Consider the following 21,889-nt stretch of genomic DNA (forward strand, 5'->3'; position numbering starts at 1 on the left):
CCCAAGTCACCTTATCCTATCAGGAAACCGTGACCAGTTCCCCAGGAGAGTCAACCTGCTGCAAAAATCAAGGGTCAACCGGGGGGTAAATAGCCAAAATATAGGCTTTTTTGACGGGGAAAGCCCTATTTTTGTCTAAAAGTTGCGATGCCATCAACCCGGAGTGAGTTGATTCTGGACTAATTCGGGCCGCAATCAGGCACTGGTGGCGGTTTCAGGGTCGATCGAGATTGGACTTTGCGATCGATTTATCTAGAAGATAAAAATTCTTCGTTGCTTTCGTCCTGTTTCGGAAGAAAGAAAGTTACATTTTGTAATCTTTAGACCGCTCAAGCTGAAACTAGGGTGAAATGGGCAGTTTGACAGTAAAGCTTGTTCCCTTATCCACTTGGCTATCTAGGGCGATTTCGCCACGGTGGAGTTCGACGCATTTTTTAACCACTGCTAACCCCAATCCCGTGCCGATAATATTTTCCACATTCTGACCCCGATAAAAGGGTTCATAGATCTTACCTCTATCTTCCTCGGCAATGCCGATCCCGTGATCCTGGACTTGAAAAACAATGCGATCGCTATCCTTCCACAAAATCAAACTAATCCCTGCTCCTGTGGGGGAATATTTAATCGCATTTAAGAGTAAATTACTTAAAATCGAGTAGAGCAGTTTCTCATCTAGATAGGGACGAATCATCAATCCCTGACTGACAAATTTAATCGGTGTATTATTTTTATTGATAAATTGAAAATCCTCGACTAAATTTAAACAAAAAGCTTCAATATCGAGCGGCTCTAGTTGACAACTGAGATTACCAGATTCTGCCCTTGTCAAAATCAAAATATCTGTTAAGAATTGATTCATTAGCTTGACAGAAGACTGGATTCTATATAGATTTTTTTTGCTCGATTGATCTGCATCTCTTAAGCCATTTTCTAATAACTGCGAGGCGGAAAGAATCACGGTTAAAGGGGTTCGGAACTCATGGGATATCATAGAAAAAAGCTGAATTTTTAGATCAGAAATTTCTTTTTCCTGTAGTAATAATTGGTGGATTTTCTCACTTTTTTGTTGCCGTTTCTCTTGCCAAAAAACCAAAAAATAAACTCCGCAAATAATCCCAAAGCTAGTAAAAGTTCCCAGTAAACCTAACAGAGAATTTTCACGAATACTATCCCTAGAACTAGCGATGCTACTTCTTAAATTCCTTTTCTGACTAGCTTGTAAATAGGTAAGAAGATTTTGAAACTTATCCCGGATATCGACACTTTTAACCGTGATTGCATCTTGAGAAATATCATCAGATTGATCGGATTTATAGGTGGCGATCGATTGATTAAATAAAGCAATTCGCCGATACATTAAATCCCCGATCTGAGTCACCATTTCCCGCTCAAAATCCGTGCCGTTTTCTAATTGTTTAGCTAGGAGTTGCCAGTTAGATTGCATCAAAGCGATCGCCCGACGATGACGGCCCAATTCACTAGGGCTGCCAGTTTTGATATAACCCCGTCTTCCCGATTCGGCCACCGCCATGTTAGCGTAAAGATTAGCGAGATTATCGATGATCTCGTAGGTAACTTCCACCTCGGCAGCGCGCTGACGCAGAGCGAGGGTATTGCGATAGGAAACTAGGCTAATAGTTCCCATCAGTAAAACAGTTAGCCCGAAACCCCCCGCGATCCATTTTCCTTGTTTGAGCCAATTCATCAGGAGTTAACCGACGCTATTTCCAGCTTACTCTATGTCTAGACCATGCGAATTTTAGTAGTAGAAGATGATATGCAACTAGCCGAGATTTTGCGAGAGGCCTTGAGCGAGCGACAATACGTTGTTGATGTGGCTAGAGACGGAGAAGAAGGCTGGAATTGGCTAGAATTAGGCAAATATGATCTTTTAGTTCTCGATGTCACCCTGCCAAAATTAAGCGGAACCTTACTCTGTCAACGTCTGCGACGAGCGGAATCCCATCATCCCGTTTCTGCTAATGCCACCGTTCCCGTCCTATTATTAACCGCAAGGGATACGGTAATCGATAAAATCGACGGATTAGACGCAGGGGCCGATGATTATGTCACTAAACCCTTCGATTTGGGCGAATTAATGGCGCGGATTCGGGCCTTGATCCGGCGCGGCAGCAGCACCAGCAGTGTTTTATTATCTTGGGGGGGTTTGCAGTTAAATCCCAGTACCCACGAGGCCAGTTATAACGGTCAACTTCTTTCCCTCACCCCCAAGGAATTCGCTCTCTTAGAATTACTTGTTACCCATGGGCGCCGGGTCTTAAGTCGATCGGGTATTATTGAGCGAGTTTGGTCTTTGGACGATTCTCCGGCCGAGGAAACCGTTACTTCCCATATTCGCGGTCTTCGTCACAAGCTAAAATCCCTCGGCGCGCCGGAAGACTTTATTGAAACCGTTCATGGTCTTGGTTATCGCTTAAAGTAATATCTGCCTTGGGACAGTGGACAAAATCATTTCTGCATGAAATCTGCACGAAGTTTGCAGAGGGTTTCCATAATCACCCGTTAAATTAGAGAGTTAGACAGGTGCGGGACTTCTAAGACAATCAGAGCGGTCAAACCTGTGACTTTCCTCTCCTAAACGGGGCTGCTTGAGATGATTTACACGCGATTTGACTATCACGGTTGGCAGATTGAATTGAGCGCAGAAATGCAGGGTTATTCTTTTCAATGTTGGCGAGTGGATGGCAGGGAAGGAATTAGCGATTGCCTAGTTTATGCCACCTCTGAACAAGCTTTAGCGGCTGCCCGACACAGAGCGGATCTAGAGTCCGCTTGTCTTGCCCTACTGCGGTTTCTTAATGATATCGGCGGCCGGAATTATTATCTCACCCGCGATGATCGCGATGCTCTTAGCCAGTCAATTTTAGAATATGCCCGTATGGGTGGTGTTTCCTAATTTCTTCCCCGGAAGTTTTCCCCCCATTGAGAATCATTCTCGCTCCGATTTATTTATTTTCCGGTCACTTTCGGTAATAGAATCGTGACAGTGATTCCATTACAGGAGATACTAGCAATTTCGATCGAGCTACCGTGTAGTTCCACGCATTTCTGCACCACCACCAAACCCAACCCTGTCCCAGCGATGTGACGGACATTTTTATATAACTGTTTTGATCTTCTCTGCTTGGAGAAATTGCGATAAAATTAACGATCATAACGATCAATAAAAAATTTTTATGGTTGTAACTGTTAATAATTCCCTGACACTAAGGGAATTTCTACAATTACCAGAAACTAAACCCGCCAAGGAATTTATTGACGGTCAAATTATTCCTAAACCAATGCCCCAAGGTAAACATAGCACTATTCAAGGTGATTTGGTTCCGGCTATTAACGCTAGTCTAAAACCCCAACGAATTGCCCGTGCCTATCCTGAATTGCGTTGTACTTTTGGCAGTCGTTCTCTAGTTCCTGATGTTTCAGTTTTTCTCTGGGAAAATATTCCTCGCGATAGCGAGGGAAAAGTATTAAATAATTTTGCGATCGCTCCTGACTGGCTAATTGAAATTCTCTCTCCAGATCAAAATCAGACTAAAGTTGTTAAAAATATCCTTTATTGTCTGGATCACGGCACTCAAATGGGTTGGTTAATCGATCCAGAAGAAGAAATTATCTTTGTTTATTTTAGTGATCGAACTATCGCTATTTTTGAATCAGAAAATGCTCTTTTACCCGTCCCCGCTTTTGCTACGAATTTTCAAATCACCCTCGGTCAATTATTTGACTGGTTAAGAGGTTAACGGATTATCAGTTATCAGTTACCAGTTATCAGATATGAGTTTTTAGTTTCCACATTTGGGTTATCATTTTACTGATTACTGTTTGCTGATTACTGATTACTGATTACTGATAACTGTTTAGCCGACACTTTGAAACAATTGAGTCCAATCGAGATTGGGAGCATCTGAGGGGGCAACAATTTCGAGAATTTTATTGTTAGCGGCGGGATAAAATAGGGATTCTACGCAAACCGAGGCCACTTTTGTGCGGGGAATATTGCCCTCAGAAAGGGTATCGGCGGATGACATTTTAATGGCATTAAGATTATCATCGTTTTTCAGTCCGCCGGGGCGCACAATCGTGTAGGTTAGTCCACTATTGATTAAATAGGCTTCCGCTTGTTTTTTCCAGAATAAAATTAACCAAAAGAGATTGAGGGGATGGAAAAAGTTCGATACACAGAGGGAAGTAACCAGAACAAAATGCTCGATTCCTTTCTTTTTGGCGGCATCGATGAGATTTTTAGTTCCCAAGTAGTCCACTAACAAAGGTTCCGTGGGATTAAAACTCGGTCTGGCTCCCGTGGCGCATAGCAAAACGCTACAATCAGCGATGAGTGCCTCTAACTTATCGGCCTGTTGCACATCTCCGACGACGATTTCCACCCCTGCTGGCAAAATTTCCGCCGCTTTCTCTGGGTTTCTCACCAAAGCACGCACGGGAATCTGACGTTCGACTAATTGGGCAACGATTCGCCGTCCCGTTTCCCCTGTGGCTCCTGCTACAAATGCTTTCATCGCTTCTTGACCTAATAGTTTTTAACAATACGTTACACTAATCTCGATTCTACAAATTTCCCTGATCCTTTGGCGGTTAATCCCCAAATGTTTCTAACACTATCATTTGCCAGGTTTATAAGTCATGCAGTGTCCCCCCATTAACTCCCTAGCTCGCGAATCTGTAGAAGTCAAAGAAGACAATCAATTTCTCGGTTTTCAAACCCATTTTGCCGGCTCTATGGATATGTATAGCAATCAGGACAAGGTTGCCGATTATCTCCGCGCTCACGAGGGTTGGTTTTGTCGTTGTGCCGAACCGATGAAAACTCTGCCCTTCGGTGACAATGGTTATATCATCACCATCGGTAAATATGGTGCTTTTGGCTATGAACTGGAGCCGAAAATCGCTGTGGTTCTAGAGCTGCCCGTCAATGGAGTCTATCATACTCGTAGTGTTCCCATTCCCGATCAACCGTTTTTGGGCTATCTAGTGGATTATCAGGCAATTATGAAACTAGAGGAAATGCCCCTATCTTCTCCTAGTCAGGAAATTGAGGCAATTTTTCGGCAACAGGGACGGGATATTCCGGCGGTTATCACCCAAGTCACCTGGGAACTGCGTATGGATGTTATGGTTAAGTTTCCCAAGTTTATTTATAAGATTCCCCGTCCCATTCTCCAAAAAACTGGTGATAAACTGTTGACGCAAATTGTTCGCCAAGTTTCCCCTCGCTTAACCTACAAAGTTCAAGAGGATTTTCACTCTAGCTTTAATTTACCCCTACCCCCTGCCTCCAGTCGTCTTTTCTATCGTCTCGACTCATCCGAGGGTGGGTTGCTTGCCTAGGGTTTGGGGGGGTCTGTCAACAGTAATCAGTAGAGCTTGCTGATGGGAAAGCAAGGAAAAATAAAGATTTGCTAACGGTGCTGGTCAGTCTAAGCTAGAATTATTAAGAAATGTTTACTCGTAAAAATAAACCTAAGACTACTTAAATATTTTATGTCTCTGCCTATCCGTAACGTTGCTATCATTGCTCACGTTGACCACGGGAAAACCACCCTCGTCGATGCACTCCTCAAACAGTCGGGAATCTTTCGAGAAGGGGAAGATGTACCCACCTGCGTCATGGATTCCAATGACCTCGAAAGAGAACGCGGTATCACCATTCTGGCCAAAAACACCGCCGTTCGTTACCAAAACACCCTGATTAACATCGTCGATACTCCCGGTCACGCCGACTTTGGTGGCGAAGTGGAACGGGTTTTAGGTATGGTGGACGGTTGTATCCTGATTGTCGATGCTAACGAGGGGCCGATGCCCCAAACCCGTTTTGTGCTGAAAAAAGCCCTAGAAAAGGGATTAAGACCAATTGTCGTGGTCAATAAAATCGATCGCCCTAACGTCGATCCTAACCTAGCCGTGGACAAAGTTTTCGATCTGTTTGTGGAACTGGGCGCCGATGACGACCAATGTGATTTTACTACTCTGTTCGCTTCCGGGATGCAAGGATTCGCCAAAGAAAGCCTCGAAGACGAAGACAAAGATATGCAGCCCCTGTTTGAGGCGATTTTACACCACGTTCCACCACCGGCCGGGGACGTTAACAAACCCCTACAGTTGCAAGTAACCACCCTCGATTATTCGGAATACTTAGGACGCATCGTTATCGGCCGCATCCATAACGGCGTAATTAAAGCTGGTCAACAGGCTGCTTTAGTAAAGGATACGGGCGCAATTGTCAAGGGTAAAATAACAAAACTTCTTGGTTTTGAAGGCCTCAAACGGGTGGAACTAAACGAGTCCAGCGCCGGTAATATCGTCGCTGTGGCTGGTTTTGCCGACGCTAACATCGGGGAAACGGTAACTTTAGCCGATGACCCGCAAGCTTTACCCCTAATTAAAGTCGATGAACCGACCCTACAAATGACCTTCTCGGTTAACGATTCTCCCTTTGCTGGTCAGGAAGGCACTTTTGTCACCTCGCGGCAAATTCGCGATCGTCTGATGCGAGAATTAGAAACTAACGTCGCTCTGCGGGTGGAAGAAAGTGATTCTGCCGAGAAATTCCTGGTTTCGGGCCGGGGAGAACTACATTTAGGCATTCTCATCGAAACCATGCGTCGGGAAGGCTACGAATTCCAAGTATCGCAGCCGCAGGTTATCTATCGGGAAATTAACGGTCAACCCTGCGAACCCTACGAATACCTCGTTTTAGATGTACCCGAAGAAGCGGTGGGTTCCAGTATCGAACGTCTCGGCCAACGGAAAGGGGAAATGCAGGATATGCAGACGGGCAGCAATGGCCGTACTCAATTGGAATTCGTGATTCCGGCCCGAGGTTTAATCGGTTTCCGGGGCGAATTTATCCGTCTGAGTCGCGGTGAGGGGATTATGAACCATAGTTTTCTCGAATATCGTCCTTTCTCCGGGGAATTAGCCACCCGTTACAATGGCGTGATTACTGCCTTTGAGGAAGGAGTGGCCACTTTCTACTCCCTCAAAAACGCCGAGGACCGGGGGGTATTCTTTATTACTCCGGGGACAAAAGTGTATAAAAACATGATTATCGGCGAAAGTAACCGGCCGCAAGACGTGGAGATCAATATCTGCAAAACTAAACAGTTAACTAACCATCGTTCCGCCACCGGGGATGAATTGGTTCAGTTACAATCCCCCGTGGATATGAGTCTCGAACGCGCCCTCGAATACATTGGACCAGATGAGTTGGTGGAAATTACCCCGAAATCGATCCGTCTGCGTAAATTACCGGTGAAAAAGTTAGCCAAACGTTAATCGGTTTTGACAAAATCCGGCGGCAATTTTGCCATGGCCGTTGCTGCTAAAAGGGGCTGCAACGGCTCGAAAATGATCGGTAATTGGTTATGATTGAGATCTAACAAAGAAATCCACTCAGATTTTCAACAAAACTGAGATGATAGAAAAAAGTGCCTTGAGTTTGAGGGTAAAGAATCTGCTGTGAGCTATTCTGCTACTTTGATGCGACATCCGATGTTTCCCGCCGCGTCGGACAGCAATCGTCTGCGTCTCTTTTCGGGATCCGCTAATGTATCTCTCGCCCAAGAGGTGGCCCGTTATCTGGGTATGGATGTGGGGCCGATGATTCGTAAACGTTTCGCCGATGGTGAATTGTACATCCAGATTCAGGAATCGATCCGGGGCTGTGATGTCTATTTAATTCAACCCTGTTGCAATCCCGTCAACGATCATTTGATGGAATTGTTAATCATGATTGATGCCTGTCGTCGTGCTTCTGCCCGACAAATTACCGCCGTAATTCCCTATTATGGTTATGCTCGCGCCGATCGCAAAACCGCCGGCCGGGAATCGATCGCCGCTAAACTGGTGGCTAATCTGATCACGGAAGCGGGGGCAAGTCGCGTGTTGGCCATGGATTTGCATTCGTCCCAAATTCAAGGTTATTTCGATATTCCCTTCGATCACGTTTACGGTTCCCCAGTGGTGGTGGACTATCTTCTCAGTAAAAAATTACCCGATATCGTGGTGGTTTCTCCCGATGTGGGTGGGGTGGCCAGGGCGCGGGCTTTTGCCAAAAAACTCAGTGATGCGCCCCTAGCAATTATTGATAAACGCCGGCAAACCCATAATGTGGCGGAAGTGATGAACTTGATCGGCGATGTTAAGGATAAAACGGCGGTTTTAGTCGATGATATGATCGATACGGCTGGTACGATCGCTCAAGGGGCGCAGTTACTGAAAGCCAAAGGGGCGCGGCAGGTTTATGCTTGTGCCACCCATCCGGTTTTTTCCGGTCCTGCGATCGAGCGTTTATCCAGTGGCATAGTCGAGGAGGTGATCGTTACTAACACGATTCCCGTCCCACAAGACCATTTTTTCCCGCAACTGAAAGTCTTGCCGGTTGCCCCGATTCTGGGTGAGGCCATATGGCGCATCCATGAGGACAATTCCGTGAGTAATATGTTCAAATAGATGGCCGAATCCCCCTAAAACTAGGGGGAATTTTTATATTGATTTTCTTGACGTTAATTCTGATTTGTGGCAGCGTCGGGGTTGTCAAGTCCTCCCAGACGATTGAAGGGCCAAAAACGCACCACGGCGCGACCGATTAAGTTTTCCCGAGGAACGAAGCCCCAAGCGTGGGAATCATAACTATTATTGCGATTATCGCCCAAAACCAGATATTGATCAGGGGGAACTGTCACCGGCCCGAAAGTATAATTAGGTTCTTCGGCAATATAGTTTTCCGCTAAAACTTTACCGTTGACGTAAACTAAACCGTTTTTGACTTGCACCTTATCCCCCGGCAGTCCAATCACCCGTTTAATAAAAGCATCCTGAAAATTTTGAGCTTTTAGAGCGGCTGTCGGACTAAAAACCACTATATCACCCCGTTCTGGCTTATGAAAATGATAGCTAACTTTCTCGATAATTAGGCGATCGTTAATCTGGAGAGTGGGTTCCATGGAAGAAGAGGGAATATAACGGGCCTCGGCCACAAAAGTGCGGATGCCAAAAGCCAAAATTCCAGCCGTGACAATGGTTTTAACTGCTTCTAGCCAAGGATTTTCTTGGGGTACGGGAGGGGGAGAAGGTTTTTCGGATTTATGGTTCAAGCTTTCAGCCATAGAATTTTAACTTTTGAGAAGGATTAAGCTAATGCGCTCTTTAATTTTTTAGTTTAGTGATAGTAGCAGCGTAGATAATATTTTAAGACAATTTTCCCACACATACCGGATCACTGTTAATTTGTCAAGGCCCCATTCTGCTGCCGGAAGGGGAATTTCCTCGGGGGTAGAAAACGGTAAGATTAGTCTATCAAAAAGAAGAGTTTTTCGCCACTATTAAAGTAAAAGCTTGAGAATTCGAGGATTAGACTGGTATCTCCCTTAAAAGTCGCTTCTACATCACTACTTAGACCCAATTTCTAAATTCCTGACAGACATAGAGCTTCTAAAATCCAAGACTATCCCGTTAAATACCCGATAGTGTCATTGGATAAACGATTTAAAAGAGCATCGAGTTTATCTCTTAAAGCATCAAGAGATTCAAAAGTTTCCCATGCCAGAAAATTTTTCAGGTACAGCCAAACTCTCTGTTGCGGGGTTAACTTCAGGACAACAAGAAGGTTGATAAAACAAGATAATATTGTCGGGAATTTCTAAGTGTCCCGCCATATGTGCAGGAGCGTTATCTACTTGTAAAATATGTAATTCATTGGGAAAAGCTTGCGATAGTTGTAATAGATGTTCTCCGAAATAATCCCCATCTAGAGGGGAGAATTCATAGAAGAAGCTTCTGCCCTGTCGAGGCTCTACAGCCCCGTACAGCCAAAAGCATTAGAAGTTATATTGAAAATTACCAATCGGCTTAACTCCGAAAAGAGTTATTTTATTCCGAGCAATAGTGTGACAACCAAATCTACTTTCATCCTCGCACCAAAAACTTACTTTCTCGTAATGCTTTACTTTCTCGCTTTCCCTGTCTAGTAAAGCTTTTAGTCGTTTAGATAGGTTCGCTTTCAACTCATCTACTTCGCCAGGTAATTGTCTCTGATTTCGTGGTCTAGGTACTTTTAATTGAGCTTCCTAATTCCTGTCTAACGAGACGATAAACTGTTGTATAGCTGACGGAAATTTCTCGAATGACCGAGAGCCAAAAATAAATCTCTTTATAGCTGGTAAAACCCACTGGGTCTTTTAATTCGTTTTGTAAAAGAGCGACTTCTTCTACCAAAATCTTTTTCGGTCTTCCTGGTGGGTTTCCTTCAGATAATAATCGCTCGATTCCTCCTTTTTTTGTAGAAACTTACTTAACCAGCGATGGATTGTTCTTTCCCCTCGTCCCATTAATACCGCTAAATGGCGAACCGTCTCTACCTCCCCCATCTTCAAAAAATATAAGGACTGTACTTTAGCGTAGGCTAAACTACTTTTTTGTTGTTTCATTAATTCTTTTAAATCTTCTACTGACTCAACAATATCAATTTCGGGTACGACCAGCATCGCCAATTTATCCACTTAATCATCTTTTCTATAAGTATGCCATAGTTTTTGAAATTTGGTATGAGTCCAAAAACGATCTAAATCGCGACTAGCGGCGACTAAAAAGCTATTTTCGCCGATAAAAGATAATGCTCCCACGGGAACAGATAAAATTGGGGCTCTCCCAGGTTTGGTGGGTAAAATGTATTCTAAGATACATTTCTCCTAGCGAGGGGGTGGAACTAACCACAAAGACACAAAGAACACGAAGATTGATCGATCCTATGTGAGTTAAACTTATCACACAGAACCTAGAAGAGCCAAATTGGTGCTTGGTTATCCTGTCCTAAGACTCCAATTAAGGCCGAACGCGCACCCTTTTCAAATCCTATAGTAATCATAGCAATTACGGCTCTTCGGTTTGTGTTATGCAATGGACTGGGGTTATAGGGGATGTAACCCTTATGTAGAAAGGCATTTGGCGATTTTTGTCAATTGTTTTTCATCTAAAGCGAACTCATCAATTAAGTCTCTTGCCAGATAAGGATTTAGTCAATTTATGCCCCCCTATCGAACCATACCAAGTAACGAAGAGCCGCAATTACCGTCGGTTGGATTGATCCAAGGAAACCCCACAAAAAGCCATGGCAGGAGGAGAATAGCGTTCGCTCATTCAGACGGATTGAGGTTTTGGCTGTTGGGTTTCGTTTTCCCCCTAAAATTGAGAGGTTTTCTTTAACCTATTGATTCGCTCAACCCGAGAAAAAGGACTAGACCGCGCCTAATTGCCGTAGGATTTCCATAACCTTTTCATAGGCCGCAGCGTTTCCTTGCTGGCGGAACAGTTCGGCGGCTTGTCGGAAATCTCTTACCAAGAGTTGGCTGAATATCGGTGTAAGTTCTGCTAAAAAATGGTTTTGGGCTTTTTTTGCCCAAAAAGTGGCAGAAACAATGGCGAAGAGTCCTGCTTCACAGTGTAAGAGGTTATTCTGTTATTCTGAGTTGCCCTGCTGACGACCGACTCCTAACCCCATCAACAAACTTTTTCAGCAAATCCTATGTAACAAATTGTTTCAGTTTAGTATTTATATTTAGTAGCCGAGCCTAGAATGGTTGTAGGTCTAAACGAGGATAGTTTTGAAACTCCTTGTGGATGACTTGCTTGAGTTAATTGTTGGATTATATATCTGGATTGACTCAAAATTGGTGGCGCAAAAAATCTCAGATACTTTCATCATCTTCTTGGTAGCGAGGTGAGGTACTGACTGGAAGAAGGGCAAAGGGGGAGTGAGTGTTTTCGTTTTTTTGTCTCTCTATACAAATTGAGGATAGATTTATATGGATACTAAAATATTATTTCTTAATCTCTCGAACGATGATGATAACTTTAGCAAATATCGTCAAGAAATGTTGGGAACGATAGAAAATTTATCAAACAATGATAAATCAATCGAACTCGAAATATACGAAAAAGATCAGGCTAAAGAAAAACTATCTTCTACTAATCTGAGTGATATCGATCTTTTGATTTTATGGGTTGATAGCGAACATTGTAATGACTGGATTTACTTTAGCGAAAAGATAGAGAAACAGAACCAGATTTTGGGATTTTTTGTCATTTTTGGAATTGAAGAAGACCAGATAAAAGATAATATGGAAAAAGCGATGATGAGGAACATATATCCTTTCATTTGTCCAATAAATTATACGAATTTTAAAGCATATCTACAGGCAGTTGTATCGGAAATAAAATATAAAAAATCTCTGGAAAAATTTAAGCAGGATATATGGAGAACTGATAACTTAGATTCTTTGGTCAATAGGGCTTTTGAATATTTAAAAAGGGATCCAGTCGGGTATGATAGGGCTAGTATCTCATTAGTTGATAACCGAACTGAAGAAGGTAATCGATATTTATTTAGGTATGATCCTCAACCAGATTACGATCAACAAAGTAGAGCCAGTTATCGTGCTGATCGAAAGCTTCAGAAAAGTATCGAAAAAGACAAGCTAATCAAGAATGTTGATAGAGACACAGTATTAATCATAGATAAGATTCGAGACAAAGACAAAGAAAAGGAACTAGATAAATTAGGTTGGACGCAAGAGGCTGCAACAGAGGATATTATTTCTTGGATTGGATTAGCGGCCAAGTATCAAAATAGGACAATAGCTATTATTACTCTCGATCAAACACAGGGAAAACCTTATGAACCGTCAGACTACAGACTTAGAGAATTTCTTAAAGATTTTGGTAGAATTTTTGCCCAAGCGATCGTAGAATTCTTCAAAAAAAGAAATCAAGAAGTCTTTGAAGAAATTATTAATGAAATGGGAGATGACTTAGAAAGCGAAGTTCTGATTACACAAATACTGCAAAAATTGAAAAATAAGCTCGGTTGCGATAACTGCAATTATTTTTCGGTAGCTTATGACTCTGACAAAAAGGAAATATTTCTTAAAGAATATGCTTCTGCTAAAGGTATTTTTTCCAAAAAAACAGAAAAAAGTACACATCCATTTAAAAAAGGTGTCGGGATTGTCGGTGCTGTGTTAAAGGATGGTAAAAGTAGAATTGTTCCTCACGCTTTTGAAGATGAAAATTTTGTTCCAACCCTCAAACACCCTGGTGATAAACTTTCTTTATTAGCGGTTCCGGTGATACCAATCAATAACAAAAATAAACCTAATCGTATAATTGGGGTGATTTGTTGCTATAAGAAAAAACCAGATTATTTTACTGTTTACGATCGAGACTTGATCGAAAATATTGCTCTCAGTGCCGCTACAGTTATTGAGCGCACACAAACTTTAGAATTCTCGAACGAGATTAGTTCAGAAATGGCTAAATTGGTGGTCAATCCAGACAAAACAAAATTACTTAGCCAAATTTGTGATTATGCGTTACAAGTTACAAGTGCAGGTTCGGCTAGTATTCATCTGCTTAAACATTTAGGTAATAATCAATATCGAGCTACGGGAGAACATTATACTTATCCACCTGGAAAAGAATCACCCCCTCGCTTAGAAGGAGAAAATACTGGTACTACTTTTCAAGCGATAAAGCTAAACAAAACTCTAGAATTTTCTAGAGAGAATGATAAGTTAGTTCTAGTATCTTCAGAGCAACCAGATAAGATAAGTGTTACTCCCGCTCCAGAACATCCGGACGTCAAATACAAGCTAGTTGTTCCCCTGAAAATCGCCGATGAAAAACAGAAAGAATGCCTTGTGGGAGCATTATACTTAAATAAATATTCGGAAGAACCATTTTCCCAAGTTGAAAAATTTGCCGTGAAGCTATTCGCTAGTCAAGCGGCCAGCATTATCAACGATCAGAACATTTTATTGGAAAATACCTTCAGATCTAAGGCTCTCGAAGATTTTGCTGAAGCTATTCAAAACATAGCTACAACAGATAATACAGATAAATTGTTAAAAGATGTAGCTGAATATTCCTACTCACTGGTAAAAGATGATCTTAGATTTTTAGGCTATCCAAGTTGTTCTAATCTTGAGAAACAACAGGAAACTGAACAACAATGGAATAATTATGTATCAATACTATCTGAATTATTTAGCTATGTGGTAATCCGTAATACTAAAGGAGAGTGGCAACTTAAAGCCAATTGGCCTATGTATTCTTTGACGGGATATTTTGACTCAAATAAATCAGAAGGCATCTCAAAAGAAATTGAAAAGAGGAAATCTAATATTTTTACCCATGATGGTTCTGAAGTTGAAGGAGAAAACCAGAATGATGGTGATATTTTGAAAAAATATGCCTTAAAAGATACCTCTCATTCGCTTTTAGCCGTACCCATAAAAGACAAGGACGAAAGGATAATTGGTGTGATTTGTCTCGAACATTCTCAACCTTATGCTTTCAAGGAATTACATCAGGAGGTTATTGAACATTTTGCTGGACAGGTGGCCATTGCTTTTCAAAAGAAAAACTTTGTGAATCTTTTAAGTAATCACAACAAAATTCTCGAAAGTCTTCACACATCTCTCCATAAAATAGTCCGAGAATCTCCTAAAAATATGCTATATAAAGCAGTTTCTGAGACTCGTGAAGCTTTAAAAGCTGAATCGGTTATTGTAATTCCATATAAGAAAAATATGATTAGCCAAGCATCTTTTTCCATAGATATAGATGACGTTGTACCTACTCCAGATGAAGATTTAAGCAGTTTCATCAAAGCTTTTGAAGAAATATCTTCAAATGTATACAATAGCAGACCTGCACAATGGTTAGAGCCAAATAAAACCAGAAAAGAACAACAAGAACTTTTAGAAAAATTATCTATCTCTCATGGATTGTGTCTGCCATTTTCTGCTGGTTCTAGTAATAAAATAGGAGTTATGTGGATACTATTCTCTAAATCTCTTGATCGAGATCAAAGCGAGAAAGAGACTTACACATATACACTGTATGCTAATCAGATCGCTTTAGCCTATGCTAACTCTATGAAATTTGAAGAATTAAAATATAAAAGTGAAAAAGACCTATCGAAAGAGATAGATGAGGATCACAAACGTGTAAGATGGCAAGCGGGAGCATGGTTTTTAGGATCAATACTAGCTTCAATTGCTGGATTTTCTTTGATTGGTTTTGGTATCTACGATTTGTCGAAAAATAATCCGGGCTTTCTAAGTAGTGGAAGTGCGGCTATTTTTAGTGGTATAGTTCTAGAAGCCGTGACAGTGTTAACTTTTAATCAAGGTAAAGCTGCTAATGAGCGTTTGGATCATTATCATAAAGAGCTTTACAACACTGGTCAGTTAAATATTTTACTATCAGCGACGGAACAACTGGAACCAGAGATTGCCTTAGAAGAAAAACGAAAAATTATTCAGTCTGTTGCTAATTCTTGGTTAAAATCACCCGATGAAACTAATAACAGTGAAAAAACTCAAGAGGTTAAGAGCGAGAATACACAAAATAAAACATGATCAAGGGATGTGGGTTATAGCGAATAATCCGATTAAGCGATGATTTGCAGAAGTGATGATCACCTAACCCCTCCTCAACTTACGATTTCACTCCCAGATTAAAGAAAATCGTTCCCCGACGCACAGAATTTTCACTACCTTGGCTGCTAATAGCAAGAGAACGCAGATTATTAAATAAAGGCTTAATCGATAATTCTAACACCCGCACGATCGGGAATTTTGCCTCGATTACCGGTTGCAATTGTCGTCAATCGACGTAAAAATAACCATCATTTTCTGCGGGTAAAGCAGTAATCGCCTGTCGAAACTTACCACTACTTAAGATGGGGTTTTTCTGTGCAGATAAAGCTAAACCCATCGCTTCCACAGAACTAGCGATAATTTCATAATTATCGACCCTAGTATGCACTCCCGTTACGATCGTCTCTAGTTGCGCTTTTCCTCCCGGGACCGCCGTGGTTAACTTTGTCCAAGCTGTCATCCTTTTAACCACATTATAGCCGCGACTGCGGGCCAACTCATCCAAATGCTCGATCGCACTGTCCACCTCTACCCCCATCACCCGTTCCCCTACAAAAACACTATCGGGTTCCATCCCTAAAAACGTCTTCAGGCAAATTTAAACCTAAAGGCGACTGGAAACGGTTTAAGACCTGTGTTATTAATTCCTGTAGGGGGTGGTGATTCGGTAGTAGTGATGGTGGCTTAATCCTTTGCTTTGCTGTGCATTGTAGTCATGGATAAAATACCAAAGGGTTCCCCAAGGTGATTATCCATTTTTTTAGAGAAAGATAGACTCCCTCTCACCAGTCGAGAAATCCTTTGTCAGGTAATTATTTTTATTAGTCAATATTCTACACAACTCAGGCTAGATAAGCAAGATAGCTTACCGCTACTATCGGATCACTACCTAGCGGCTAATTCATCGGCAATAAGAAACTCCCCCGCTCTTTGAAGGCTTGAAATAGCCAAATCTTGAAGCCTTTGTCAAAAATGAGCTTATTTTTTAGACAAATTACTGCATTTTTAACATCCATTCTACCGCGCGTTCATACAGTTCTAAATTACCAGTTTTTATCAAAGCATTAGCGGCTTTTTGCAAATAGTTAAGGCTCCCTACTCGACTACTAGGATTTTTATCATCGTAGGTGGCAAGAGCCAAGTTATAATAAGCTTCGCCATAATTGGGACGATAAGTAATTGCTAATTGATAATCCGCAATCGCTCCCTTCTTATCGCCCATTTTTTCCTTAACTAAACCTCGATTATAGTAAGCTTCAGCATAGTTAGACTGGAGAGCAATAGCCATATTTAAATCCTCCAAAGCACCAGTATTATTTCCCAAATCAAAGCGAATAACTCCCCGGTTATTATAGGGGATTGGGTTATTGGAATTCAAGCTGATTGCCCTATCTAAATCCTCTAAAGCACCCTCTTTATCACCAGTTTGTCGTCGAATAATACCACGATTATTATAGGCGATCGGATTCTCCGATATTCTCGGTGTTATTTGTACATTATCGGGAATAGTAGCGGTATCAGTGCGTGCATTTCCCCGATTACTATACACTGTCACATCGATAGGACTAATGCTCAAAGATTGCAGATAATCTGTAATTGCTCCTTGATCATCTCCCACGTCAGCGCTACTATTACCACGACTATAGAAAATTCTCGCATCGCGGGCTTTTTGTAGAAATACATTATAATCCTCGATCGCTCCCTGTTTGTCCCCTTTTTCAAAACGCGCATTGGCCCGTTTATGATAACCTTCTGGATCGTTAGGATAGGCAACTATATAAGTAGTATAATCTCTTTCGGCTGCGGCAAAATTTTTCAAAGCAAAATAAGCATCTCCCCGCGCTTGAGCATGACAATAGATATTATAATTAGGACGAAAATCGGTTTCTCTGGAGTTATAAAAATAATTTTTGTCGGCAGATTCTTGGATATTTTCGCTACAGACAGAGCGAGAAGTAAAACTAGGTGTATTAATCCGATCATCTTGGGCTAAGGCAATATTATAATTATCTACTGCCTCCTGATAACGCCCCAATTTATACAGCACTAATCCCCGATGATAGTGAGCGGCTGCATCATGACGATTTCGTGCCACTGCCGCAGTAAAATCCTCTAAAGCTCCTGCGTATTCTTGATATTTATTGGCTCGCATTAACCCGCGATATACATAGGCTTTTGCGTCTTGAGGTTGCAGATAAATTGCTTCGTTATAATCTTGAATTGCCCCTTGATTATTGTTGAGTCTTAGGTGAGCATAACCCCGTTTAAGAAATGCTCTAGAATGGGGAACTTTATCGTAGTTGGGATTAATACGGATGACAAGTGCTAAATCTTTGATAGCTCCATTATAATACTCGATCGCTGTTTGATATCCTTCGGGGGAATTATTTGATAAATTGGCTAATTCGACTTCCTCGTCAGCCATTTCAATTTGTATTCTGGCACGGTTTTGATAACTGCTAGGAGCATTCTTGGCTAAAAATAATTTAGGTGAGCATTTTAAAACGATTTTATAATCCTTAAAAGCCTTTTGTTTTTTCCCTATCTTTTCTAAAGCTATGGCCCGATTATAATAGCCTTCAATTAGATCGGGTTTGTATGAAATGGCCAGATCATAATCTTTGATAGCCTCTGCATAATTTCCCCAGTAAGAGTATAGCTGTCCTCGATGATAATAGCCGCGATAATCTTCAGTTTCATAACCGATGAAACGCCGGTAATAATCTAAAGCCAAGGATTGATGATTGAGCAAAGATGCAATAATTGCTAGGTTAAAGTAAACTTCGCTTTTATTGGGATTATATTTAAAGGCTTGCTGAAAATCTGAGCGGGCAGCTTCTAATAATTTTAGCTGATGCTGATCCTTGGCCATGGCTAACTTTAACACACCTCTTTGGTAATAGGCTTCAGCTAGTAACTGTCTATCTTTGAAGGCGGGAGCATGATAATTACTATACCAAATGTATTGACTAAAATCATCGATCGCACCCTTTTGATCGTTGATTTTTTCTCGGGCCATTCCCCGTTGAAGATAAAGTTTAATCGTACCCAGATCGCTAGGATAGACTCGCAGAGTGGCCGAATAATTAGCAATTTCTCTTTGGAGAGCATTAGTATCAACCTCTTCCCTAGAAATGACAGGACATTGTAGGTTTTCTACTGCTTTAACTGAGCTAATTTCTAAACTAAATAATCCCCAAAACAACAGGGGAGACAATAAGAATATTTTTCTAAAAAGCTTGACATTTAAACTATTTTGTGCTATGGGGGTGGGAATAGCTTGATCTGTCAGGGTTTTAGCGATTAAAGATTGTTGTGGCATGATGATTAAAAAAATTTGTAGTAAGGTCAAATCTGAATTGCATCACTATTCGATCATATTTGATAAAATACATCAAATGGGGTTCGATAGTCAAGATATTTTCGGGAATGATTGTTAATTGACTCCACAGCTTTTGCAGCTTCCTCTCGTTGGCTCTCTAGACTGGTTATGGCAAATTAGTAGTTTTAATGAGCTTAAAAACTTAGATAGTATGGAATCGAATAAGGCCAAAATATTTTTTGTTAGAATTAATATCCTGCAAAAGTAAGTTCTCGATCCGCTATCGGGTCAAAATATCTAAAAGCACAGATAAATTTGACATCATCTTCGGTTTTATGGGTAGGATAGTTGTCTCTTGTCTTTTTTCTCCTCCTGTCTCGGATTTTCCTCACCTAACGGAAGATTTTTGATTTTTACAGGAGAGCTTTTGATCTCAAACAGCCAAACTAACTCGATAAAATAAAAATTAATGGCAGTAAGGAGATAAAATTTATGGCTGGGTCAAAAAACTGGGATTTTCAGAGATTTTGGCAAACTCTGGACTATTTTGATAGTATTCCCCTCTGGAGTTGTCTGCAAAAACTGCTCGGTTTCGGGGAAGATAAAAAAATTCAGCTAACAAATGAGCAAGGCATGAAGACTATTTTAGTCATTGGTGGTGAAAACGCGATCGGTAGAAAGGTAATCGCTCAACTACAGCAGCAAAACTATCAAATTCGCGCTTTAGTCGATAATATCGAGTCTGCACGTCAATTATTTGCTGAAAATGTCGATTTATTCGCTCTGCAAACCCCGCAATTGTTCATGGGGATTGATGAGATTATCTACTGTCAAGGAGAGAATAACCGCCATAGTTTAGCTAATTTACTTGATTTACTGAAAAATGCCGGTATAACCGCTGAAAAAACCCTCTTTGACTTTAGCAATCCCAGCAGTGATATAAAAGAAATCTGGGGTGCGGTGGATGATGTGGTAATGGGAGGAGTGAGCGAGAGTCAGATAACCCTAACCGGAGGACGCGCTCTCTTTTCCGGTATCGTTAGAACTGAAAATAACGGCGGTTTTGCCTCAGTTCGCACCAGAAACCTGAATCCTCCCCTAAATTTATCTAACTACGAGGGAATAGAATTACAGGTACAAGGGGACGGAAAACGCTATAAATTAATTCTGCGTTGTGAAGGACGTTGGGACGGCATCGGTTACTGTTATTCTTTTGATACACTTGATCGCACTTGGCAAACGATTTCTATTCCTTTTGGCGATTTAATCCCAGTGCTGCGGGCCAAAACCCTGCGGGAGGCAGCACCCTTTGATAGCAGTAGCGTCTATGCTTTGCAGTTAATGCAGAGTAAATTCGAGTACGATGGGGCTTTAAATCCCCGTTTCTCTCCGGGGTTATTTGCTTTAGAAATTGTCACAATTAAGGCCTACGGTGGTAAAAACCGCTTAATTATCGTTAAGGAAGGAGAAATCGCCGAAAAAAGCCTTTTAGATGCCAGTGGTTATCCCTACGAAGCGATCGATTCTAGCCAGATTTTCGCTAAACTTAATTAATTTAAATAAGCTTGCATCTCAAGTTAAACTACAGAACATCGGGTTAAGATCATGACTATCGGGAGCATAATTAAGGAGGTATGTTCATGAGTGAACAGAATCCCTACGAACAACTTGGGGTTACTGAAGAATCCTCTTTTGAAGAAATTCAAGAGGCCAAACAAAGACTGGTGCAACAGTATCAGAATGATAGCAAAATTGTCGAATCGATCGAGGCGGCCTACGATTCTGTCCTCATGGATCGACTGCGGATGCGACAGGAAGGTAGGATTAAAGTACCCGATCGCATTCGTTTTCCCGAACGTCTGACGATTCCGGTGGAAAGTAAACCAGTTACTAGCAGTAAATCTCCTAACTGGTGGCGAAGCTCAATCGATACACCTTCTGCACAGGATATCGGTGTACCAGCAGTGATTTACGCTTGTTTAGGAGCAATAACGCTGTTAGTTCCCGATCCCAGTGGCTCCCTTTTACCGCTGCTCTTAGCTTTTGGCGTTTTCGTTAATATCTATTTTTTCAACCGCAAAGAAAAACGTTTTGGCCGCGCCTTACTATTCACTCTCGCTGGTTTAGTGCTAGGAGTCGCTCTGGGAGCGGGATTAGCCAGTTTAGCGGCCAAGGCTGATTTGAATATTTTCGGTGATCGCCAAATTTATGCGCTCATCACTTTTCTGATCTTTTGGGTGATTAGTAGTTTTTTCCGTTAACCGAACGCTCGTAGGGATCCTAAGATCACGTCCACTGCTTCCCCAAGGTTATTGACGATATAATCAGGCTCGTAGCTCTCTAAACGGGAACGGCTGCGAATCCCCGATAATACGCCAATAACCTTGATATTTTGGCTCTTAGCGGCGGCAATATCCGCTTCCGTATCCCCCACCACCCAAGTGTCGGCAGCCGCCGGCAGTTCTTTAGCGGCCTTAGCCATAAGCAGGGTTTTGTCGCGCACGTCGTTGGTTTTGGTGTAATTGTTATTTAGACAATAACGACGATTAGCGGCGAAAAAACGACCGATATCGTGGCGATTAAAGGCGTGATCTAGCTCAGATACCCGCCGCATCGTCATCACGACTAAATCGATCTTTAAATCTTGGATTTTCTGGAGAGTTTCCAAAGAACCAACCACCGGGCGATCGTGGACAAGATAGGGTAAAGTATGGACAGTTTGACGACGAAGATGGGCAAATTTCCGGGCCTGATCTTCATCTAATCCTGACATTTCCCCGATACGCTTCTCAGAAACCTGATCCCGTTTTAGCTGCCAGAACTCCGCTTTCGATAATTCCCCGATAATTTGACCTTTATAGGCGGTTTTCTGTAAACAGTATTGATAAACTTGGTAATATCGCTCCGATACGTCCATTATCGGGCCGTCAAAGTCGCTAATTAGTCTCAACATCGTTCTAATACTTCTCGCTTTATTAATTTTTATATACAAGTTACCCTAGAGTCTTGACAATGACAAGAGTTTTGTCAGGAAAAAAATTAGGGATGAGGGAAGTGGGGTGTGGGGTGTAGGCTGTGGGGTGTGGGG

General features: G+C 41.7%; 16 protein-coding genes and 2 pseudogenes. 9 read left to right on the forward strand and 9 right to left on the reverse strand.

The features are described from left to right. Positions 1 to 340: 340 nt before the first annotated feature. On the reverse strand, positions 341 to 1,705 hold the full coding sequence (locus tag IQ224_RS01695; protein ID WP_002740407.1) for an ATP-binding protein: 1,365 nt from the start codon (positions 1,703 to 1,705) through the stop codon (positions 341 to 343). A gap of 45 nt (positions 1,706 to 1,750) precedes the next feature. On the opposite strand from IQ224_RS01695, the gene IQ224_RS01700 reads away from it, so the two are divergent. Next, positions 1,751 to 2,443, forward strand: coding sequence for a response regulator transcription factor (locus tag IQ224_RS01700; protein ID WP_002758477.1), 693 nt, complete (start codon positions 1,751 to 1,753; stop codon positions 2,441 to 2,443). 171 nt (positions 2,444 to 2,614) lie between these two features. Next, entirely contained in the window at positions 2,615 to 2,917 is a 303-nt protein-coding gene (locus IQ224_RS01705; RefSeq protein WP_002740405.1) for a hypothetical protein, read from the forward strand. 53 nt (positions 2,918 to 2,970) lie between these two features. On the opposite strand, the gene IQ224_RS24785 is transcribed toward IQ224_RS01705, so the two are convergent. Continuing rightward, positions 2,971 to 3,081 (reverse strand): hypothetical protein, encoded by a 111-nt coding sequence (locus IQ224_RS24785; protein ID WP_334311582.1) that lies wholly within the window; start codon positions 3,079 to 3,081, stop codon positions 2,971 to 2,973. Positions 3,082 to 3,197: 116 nt separating this feature from the next. Between IQ224_RS24785 and IQ224_RS01710 the strand changes: the two genes are divergently transcribed. Next, the gene (locus IQ224_RS01710; protein ID WP_002740404.1) at positions 3,198 to 3,761 is read left to right on the forward strand and encodes a Uma2 family endonuclease; all 564 of its coding nucleotides are present in this window, start codon (positions 3,198 to 3,200) and stop codon (positions 3,759 to 3,761) included. 117 nt (positions 3,762 to 3,878) lie between these two features. On the opposite strand, the gene IQ224_RS01715 is transcribed toward IQ224_RS01710, so the two are convergent. Beyond that, entirely contained in the window at positions 3,879 to 4,538 is a 660-nt protein-coding gene (locus IQ224_RS01715; protein WP_194032432.1) for an SDR family oxidoreductase, read from the reverse strand. 124 nt (positions 4,539 to 4,662) lie between these two features. On the opposite strand from IQ224_RS01715, the gene IQ224_RS01720 reads away from it, so the two are divergent. The 3 genes from IQ224_RS01720 (at position 4,663) to IQ224_RS01730 (ending at position 8,490) form a co-directional block, all read left to right on the forward strand. Further along, positions 4,663 to 5,367 (forward strand): DUF1997 domain-containing protein, encoded by a 705-nt coding sequence (locus tag IQ224_RS01720; RefSeq protein ID WP_069474612.1) that lies wholly within the window; start codon positions 4,663 to 4,665, stop codon positions 5,365 to 5,367. A gap of 153 nt (positions 5,368 to 5,520) precedes the next feature. Then, positions 5,521 to 7,314, forward strand: coding sequence for a translational GTPase TypA (typA, locus tag IQ224_RS01725; protein ID WP_194032433.1), 1,794 nt, complete (start codon positions 5,521 to 5,523; stop codon positions 7,312 to 7,314). A gap of 204 nt (positions 7,315 to 7,518) precedes the next feature. Continuing rightward, complete coding sequence (locus IQ224_RS01730) at positions 7,519 to 8,490, forward strand: ribose-phosphate pyrophosphokinase (RefSeq protein WP_043998328.1); 972 nt, start codon at positions 7,519 to 7,521, stop codon at positions 8,488 to 8,490. 53 nt (positions 8,491 to 8,543) lie between these two features. Here the strand turns inward: IQ224_RS01730 and lepB are convergent, their stop codons facing one another. The 3 genes and pseudogenes from lepB to IQ224_RS23725 all read right to left on the reverse strand — a co-directional run bounded on the left by lepB (position 8,544) and on the right by IQ224_RS23725 (position 10,661). After that, the gene (gene lepB, locus IQ224_RS01735) at positions 8,544 to 9,146 is read right to left on the reverse strand and encodes a signal peptidase I (RefSeq protein WP_194032434.1); all 603 of its coding nucleotides are present in this window, start codon (positions 9,144 to 9,146) and stop codon (positions 8,544 to 8,546) included. A 338-nt stretch (positions 9,147 to 9,484) separates the two neighbouring features. Further along, positions 9,485 to 10,523 (reverse strand): annotated as a pseudogene (locus IQ224_RS01740) (IS630 family transposase). Between the two features lie 15 nt (positions 10,524 to 10,538). Beyond that, positions 10,539 to 10,661 carry a hypothetical protein gene (locus IQ224_RS23725; RefSeq protein ID WP_002792209.1) on the reverse strand — a complete coding sequence of 41 codons (123 nt, stop codon included), beginning with the start codon at positions 10,659 to 10,661 and terminating at the stop codon, positions 10,539 to 10,541. 1,179 nt (positions 10,662 to 11,840) lie between these two features. Between IQ224_RS23725 and IQ224_RS01745 the strand changes: the two genes are divergently transcribed. Then, positions 11,841 to 15,458, forward strand: coding sequence for a GAF domain-containing protein (locus IQ224_RS01745; RefSeq protein ID WP_194032435.1), 3,618 nt, complete (start codon positions 11,841 to 11,843; stop codon positions 15,456 to 15,458). A gap of 79 nt (positions 15,459 to 15,537) precedes the next feature. On the opposite strand, the pseudogene IQ224_RS23730 reads toward IQ224_RS01745, so the two are convergent. Together IQ224_RS23730 and IQ224_RS01760 are read right to left on the reverse strand one after the other, a co-directional pair. After that, a pseudogene (locus IQ224_RS23730) lies at positions 15,538 to 16,135 on the reverse strand (DUF3352 domain-containing protein); the annotation flags it as partial. Positions 16,136 to 16,473: 338 nt separating this feature from the next. Further along, a complete protein-coding gene (locus IQ224_RS01760; protein WP_194032437.1) occupies positions 16,474 to 18,801 on the reverse strand; it encodes a tetratricopeptide repeat protein in 2,328 nt (775 codons plus the stop codon). Between the two features lie 492 nt (positions 18,802 to 19,293). On the opposite strand from IQ224_RS01760, the gene IQ224_RS01765 reads away from it, so the two are divergent. Continuing rightward, positions 19,294 to 20,355: a CIA30 family protein gene (locus IQ224_RS01765; protein WP_194032438.1), complete on the forward strand. Its 1,062-nt coding sequence runs from the start codon at positions 19,294 to 19,296 to the stop codon at positions 20,353 to 20,355. Positions 20,356 to 20,441: 86 nt separating this feature from the next. Further along, the gene (locus IQ224_RS01770) at positions 20,442 to 21,062 is read left to right on the forward strand and encodes a CPP1-like family protein (RefSeq protein WP_002732774.1); all 621 of its coding nucleotides are present in this window, start codon (positions 20,442 to 20,444) and stop codon (positions 21,060 to 21,062) included. Here the strand turns inward: IQ224_RS01770 and IQ224_RS01775 are convergent. Beyond that, positions 21,059 to 21,754 (reverse strand): HAD family hydrolase, encoded by a 696-nt coding sequence (locus tag IQ224_RS01775; RefSeq protein ID WP_002749203.1) that lies wholly within the window; start codon positions 21,752 to 21,754, stop codon positions 21,059 to 21,061. The two genes, IQ224_RS01770 and IQ224_RS01775, sit on opposite strands and share 4 nt — an antisense overlap. Between the last annotated feature and the right edge of the window lie 135 nt (positions 21,755 to 21,889).

It is taken from the genome of Microcystis sp. LEGE 00066 (assembly GCF_015207925.1).
Lineage (GTDB): Bacteria > Cyanobacteriota > Cyanobacteriia > Cyanobacteriales > Microcystaceae > Microcystis > Microcystis ichthyoblabe_A.

Coding starts and splice junctions, on each gene's coding strand:
- IQ224_RS01745 (WP_194032435.1), top strand. CDS start 11,841: ATGGATACTAAAATATTATTTCTTAATCTCTCGAACGATGATGATAAC.
- IQ224_RS01760 (WP_194032437.1), bottom strand. CDS start 18,801: ATGCCACAACAATCTTTAATCGCTAAAACCCTGACAGATCAAGCTATT.
- IQ224_RS01765 (WP_194032438.1), top strand. CDS start 19,294: ATGGCTGGGTCAAAAAACTGGGATTTTCAGAGATTTTGGCAAACTCTG.
- typA (WP_194032433.1), top strand. CDS start 5,521: ATGTCTCTGCCTATCCGTAACGTTGCTATCATTGCTCACGTTGACCAC.
- IQ224_RS01700 (WP_002758477.1), top strand. CDS start 1,751: ATGCGAATTTTAGTAGTAGAAGATGATATGCAACTAGCCGAGATTTTG.
- IQ224_RS01730 (WP_043998328.1), top strand. CDS start 7,519: ATGCGACATCCGATGTTTCCCGCCGCGTCGGACAGCAATCGTCTGCGT.
- IQ224_RS01775 (WP_002749203.1), bottom strand. CDS start 21,754: ATGTTGAGACTAATTAGCGACTTTGACGGCCCGATAATGGACGTATCG.
- IQ224_RS01705 (WP_002740405.1), top strand. CDS start 2,615: ATGATTTACACGCGATTTGACTATCACGGTTGGCAGATTGAATTGAGC.
- IQ224_RS01695 (WP_002740407.1), bottom strand. CDS start 1,705: ATGAATTGGCTCAAACAAGGAAAATGGATCGCGGGGGGTTTCGGGCTA.
- IQ224_RS01720 (WP_069474612.1), top strand. CDS start 4,663: ATGCAGTGTCCCCCCATTAACTCCCTAGCTCGCGAATCTGTAGAAGTC.
- IQ224_RS01710 (WP_002740404.1), top strand. CDS start 3,198: ATGGTTGTAACTGTTAATAATTCCCTGACACTAAGGGAATTTCTACAA.
- lepB (WP_194032434.1), bottom strand. CDS start 9,146: ATGGCTGAAAGCTTGAACCATAAATCCGAAAAACCTTCTCCCCCTCCC.
- IQ224_RS01715 (WP_194032432.1), bottom strand. CDS start 4,538: ATGAAAGCATTTGTAGCAGGAGCCACAGGGGAAACGGGACGGCGAATC.
- IQ224_RS01770 (WP_002732774.1), top strand. CDS start 20,442: ATGAGTGAACAGAATCCCTACGAACAACTTGGGGTTACTGAAGAATCC.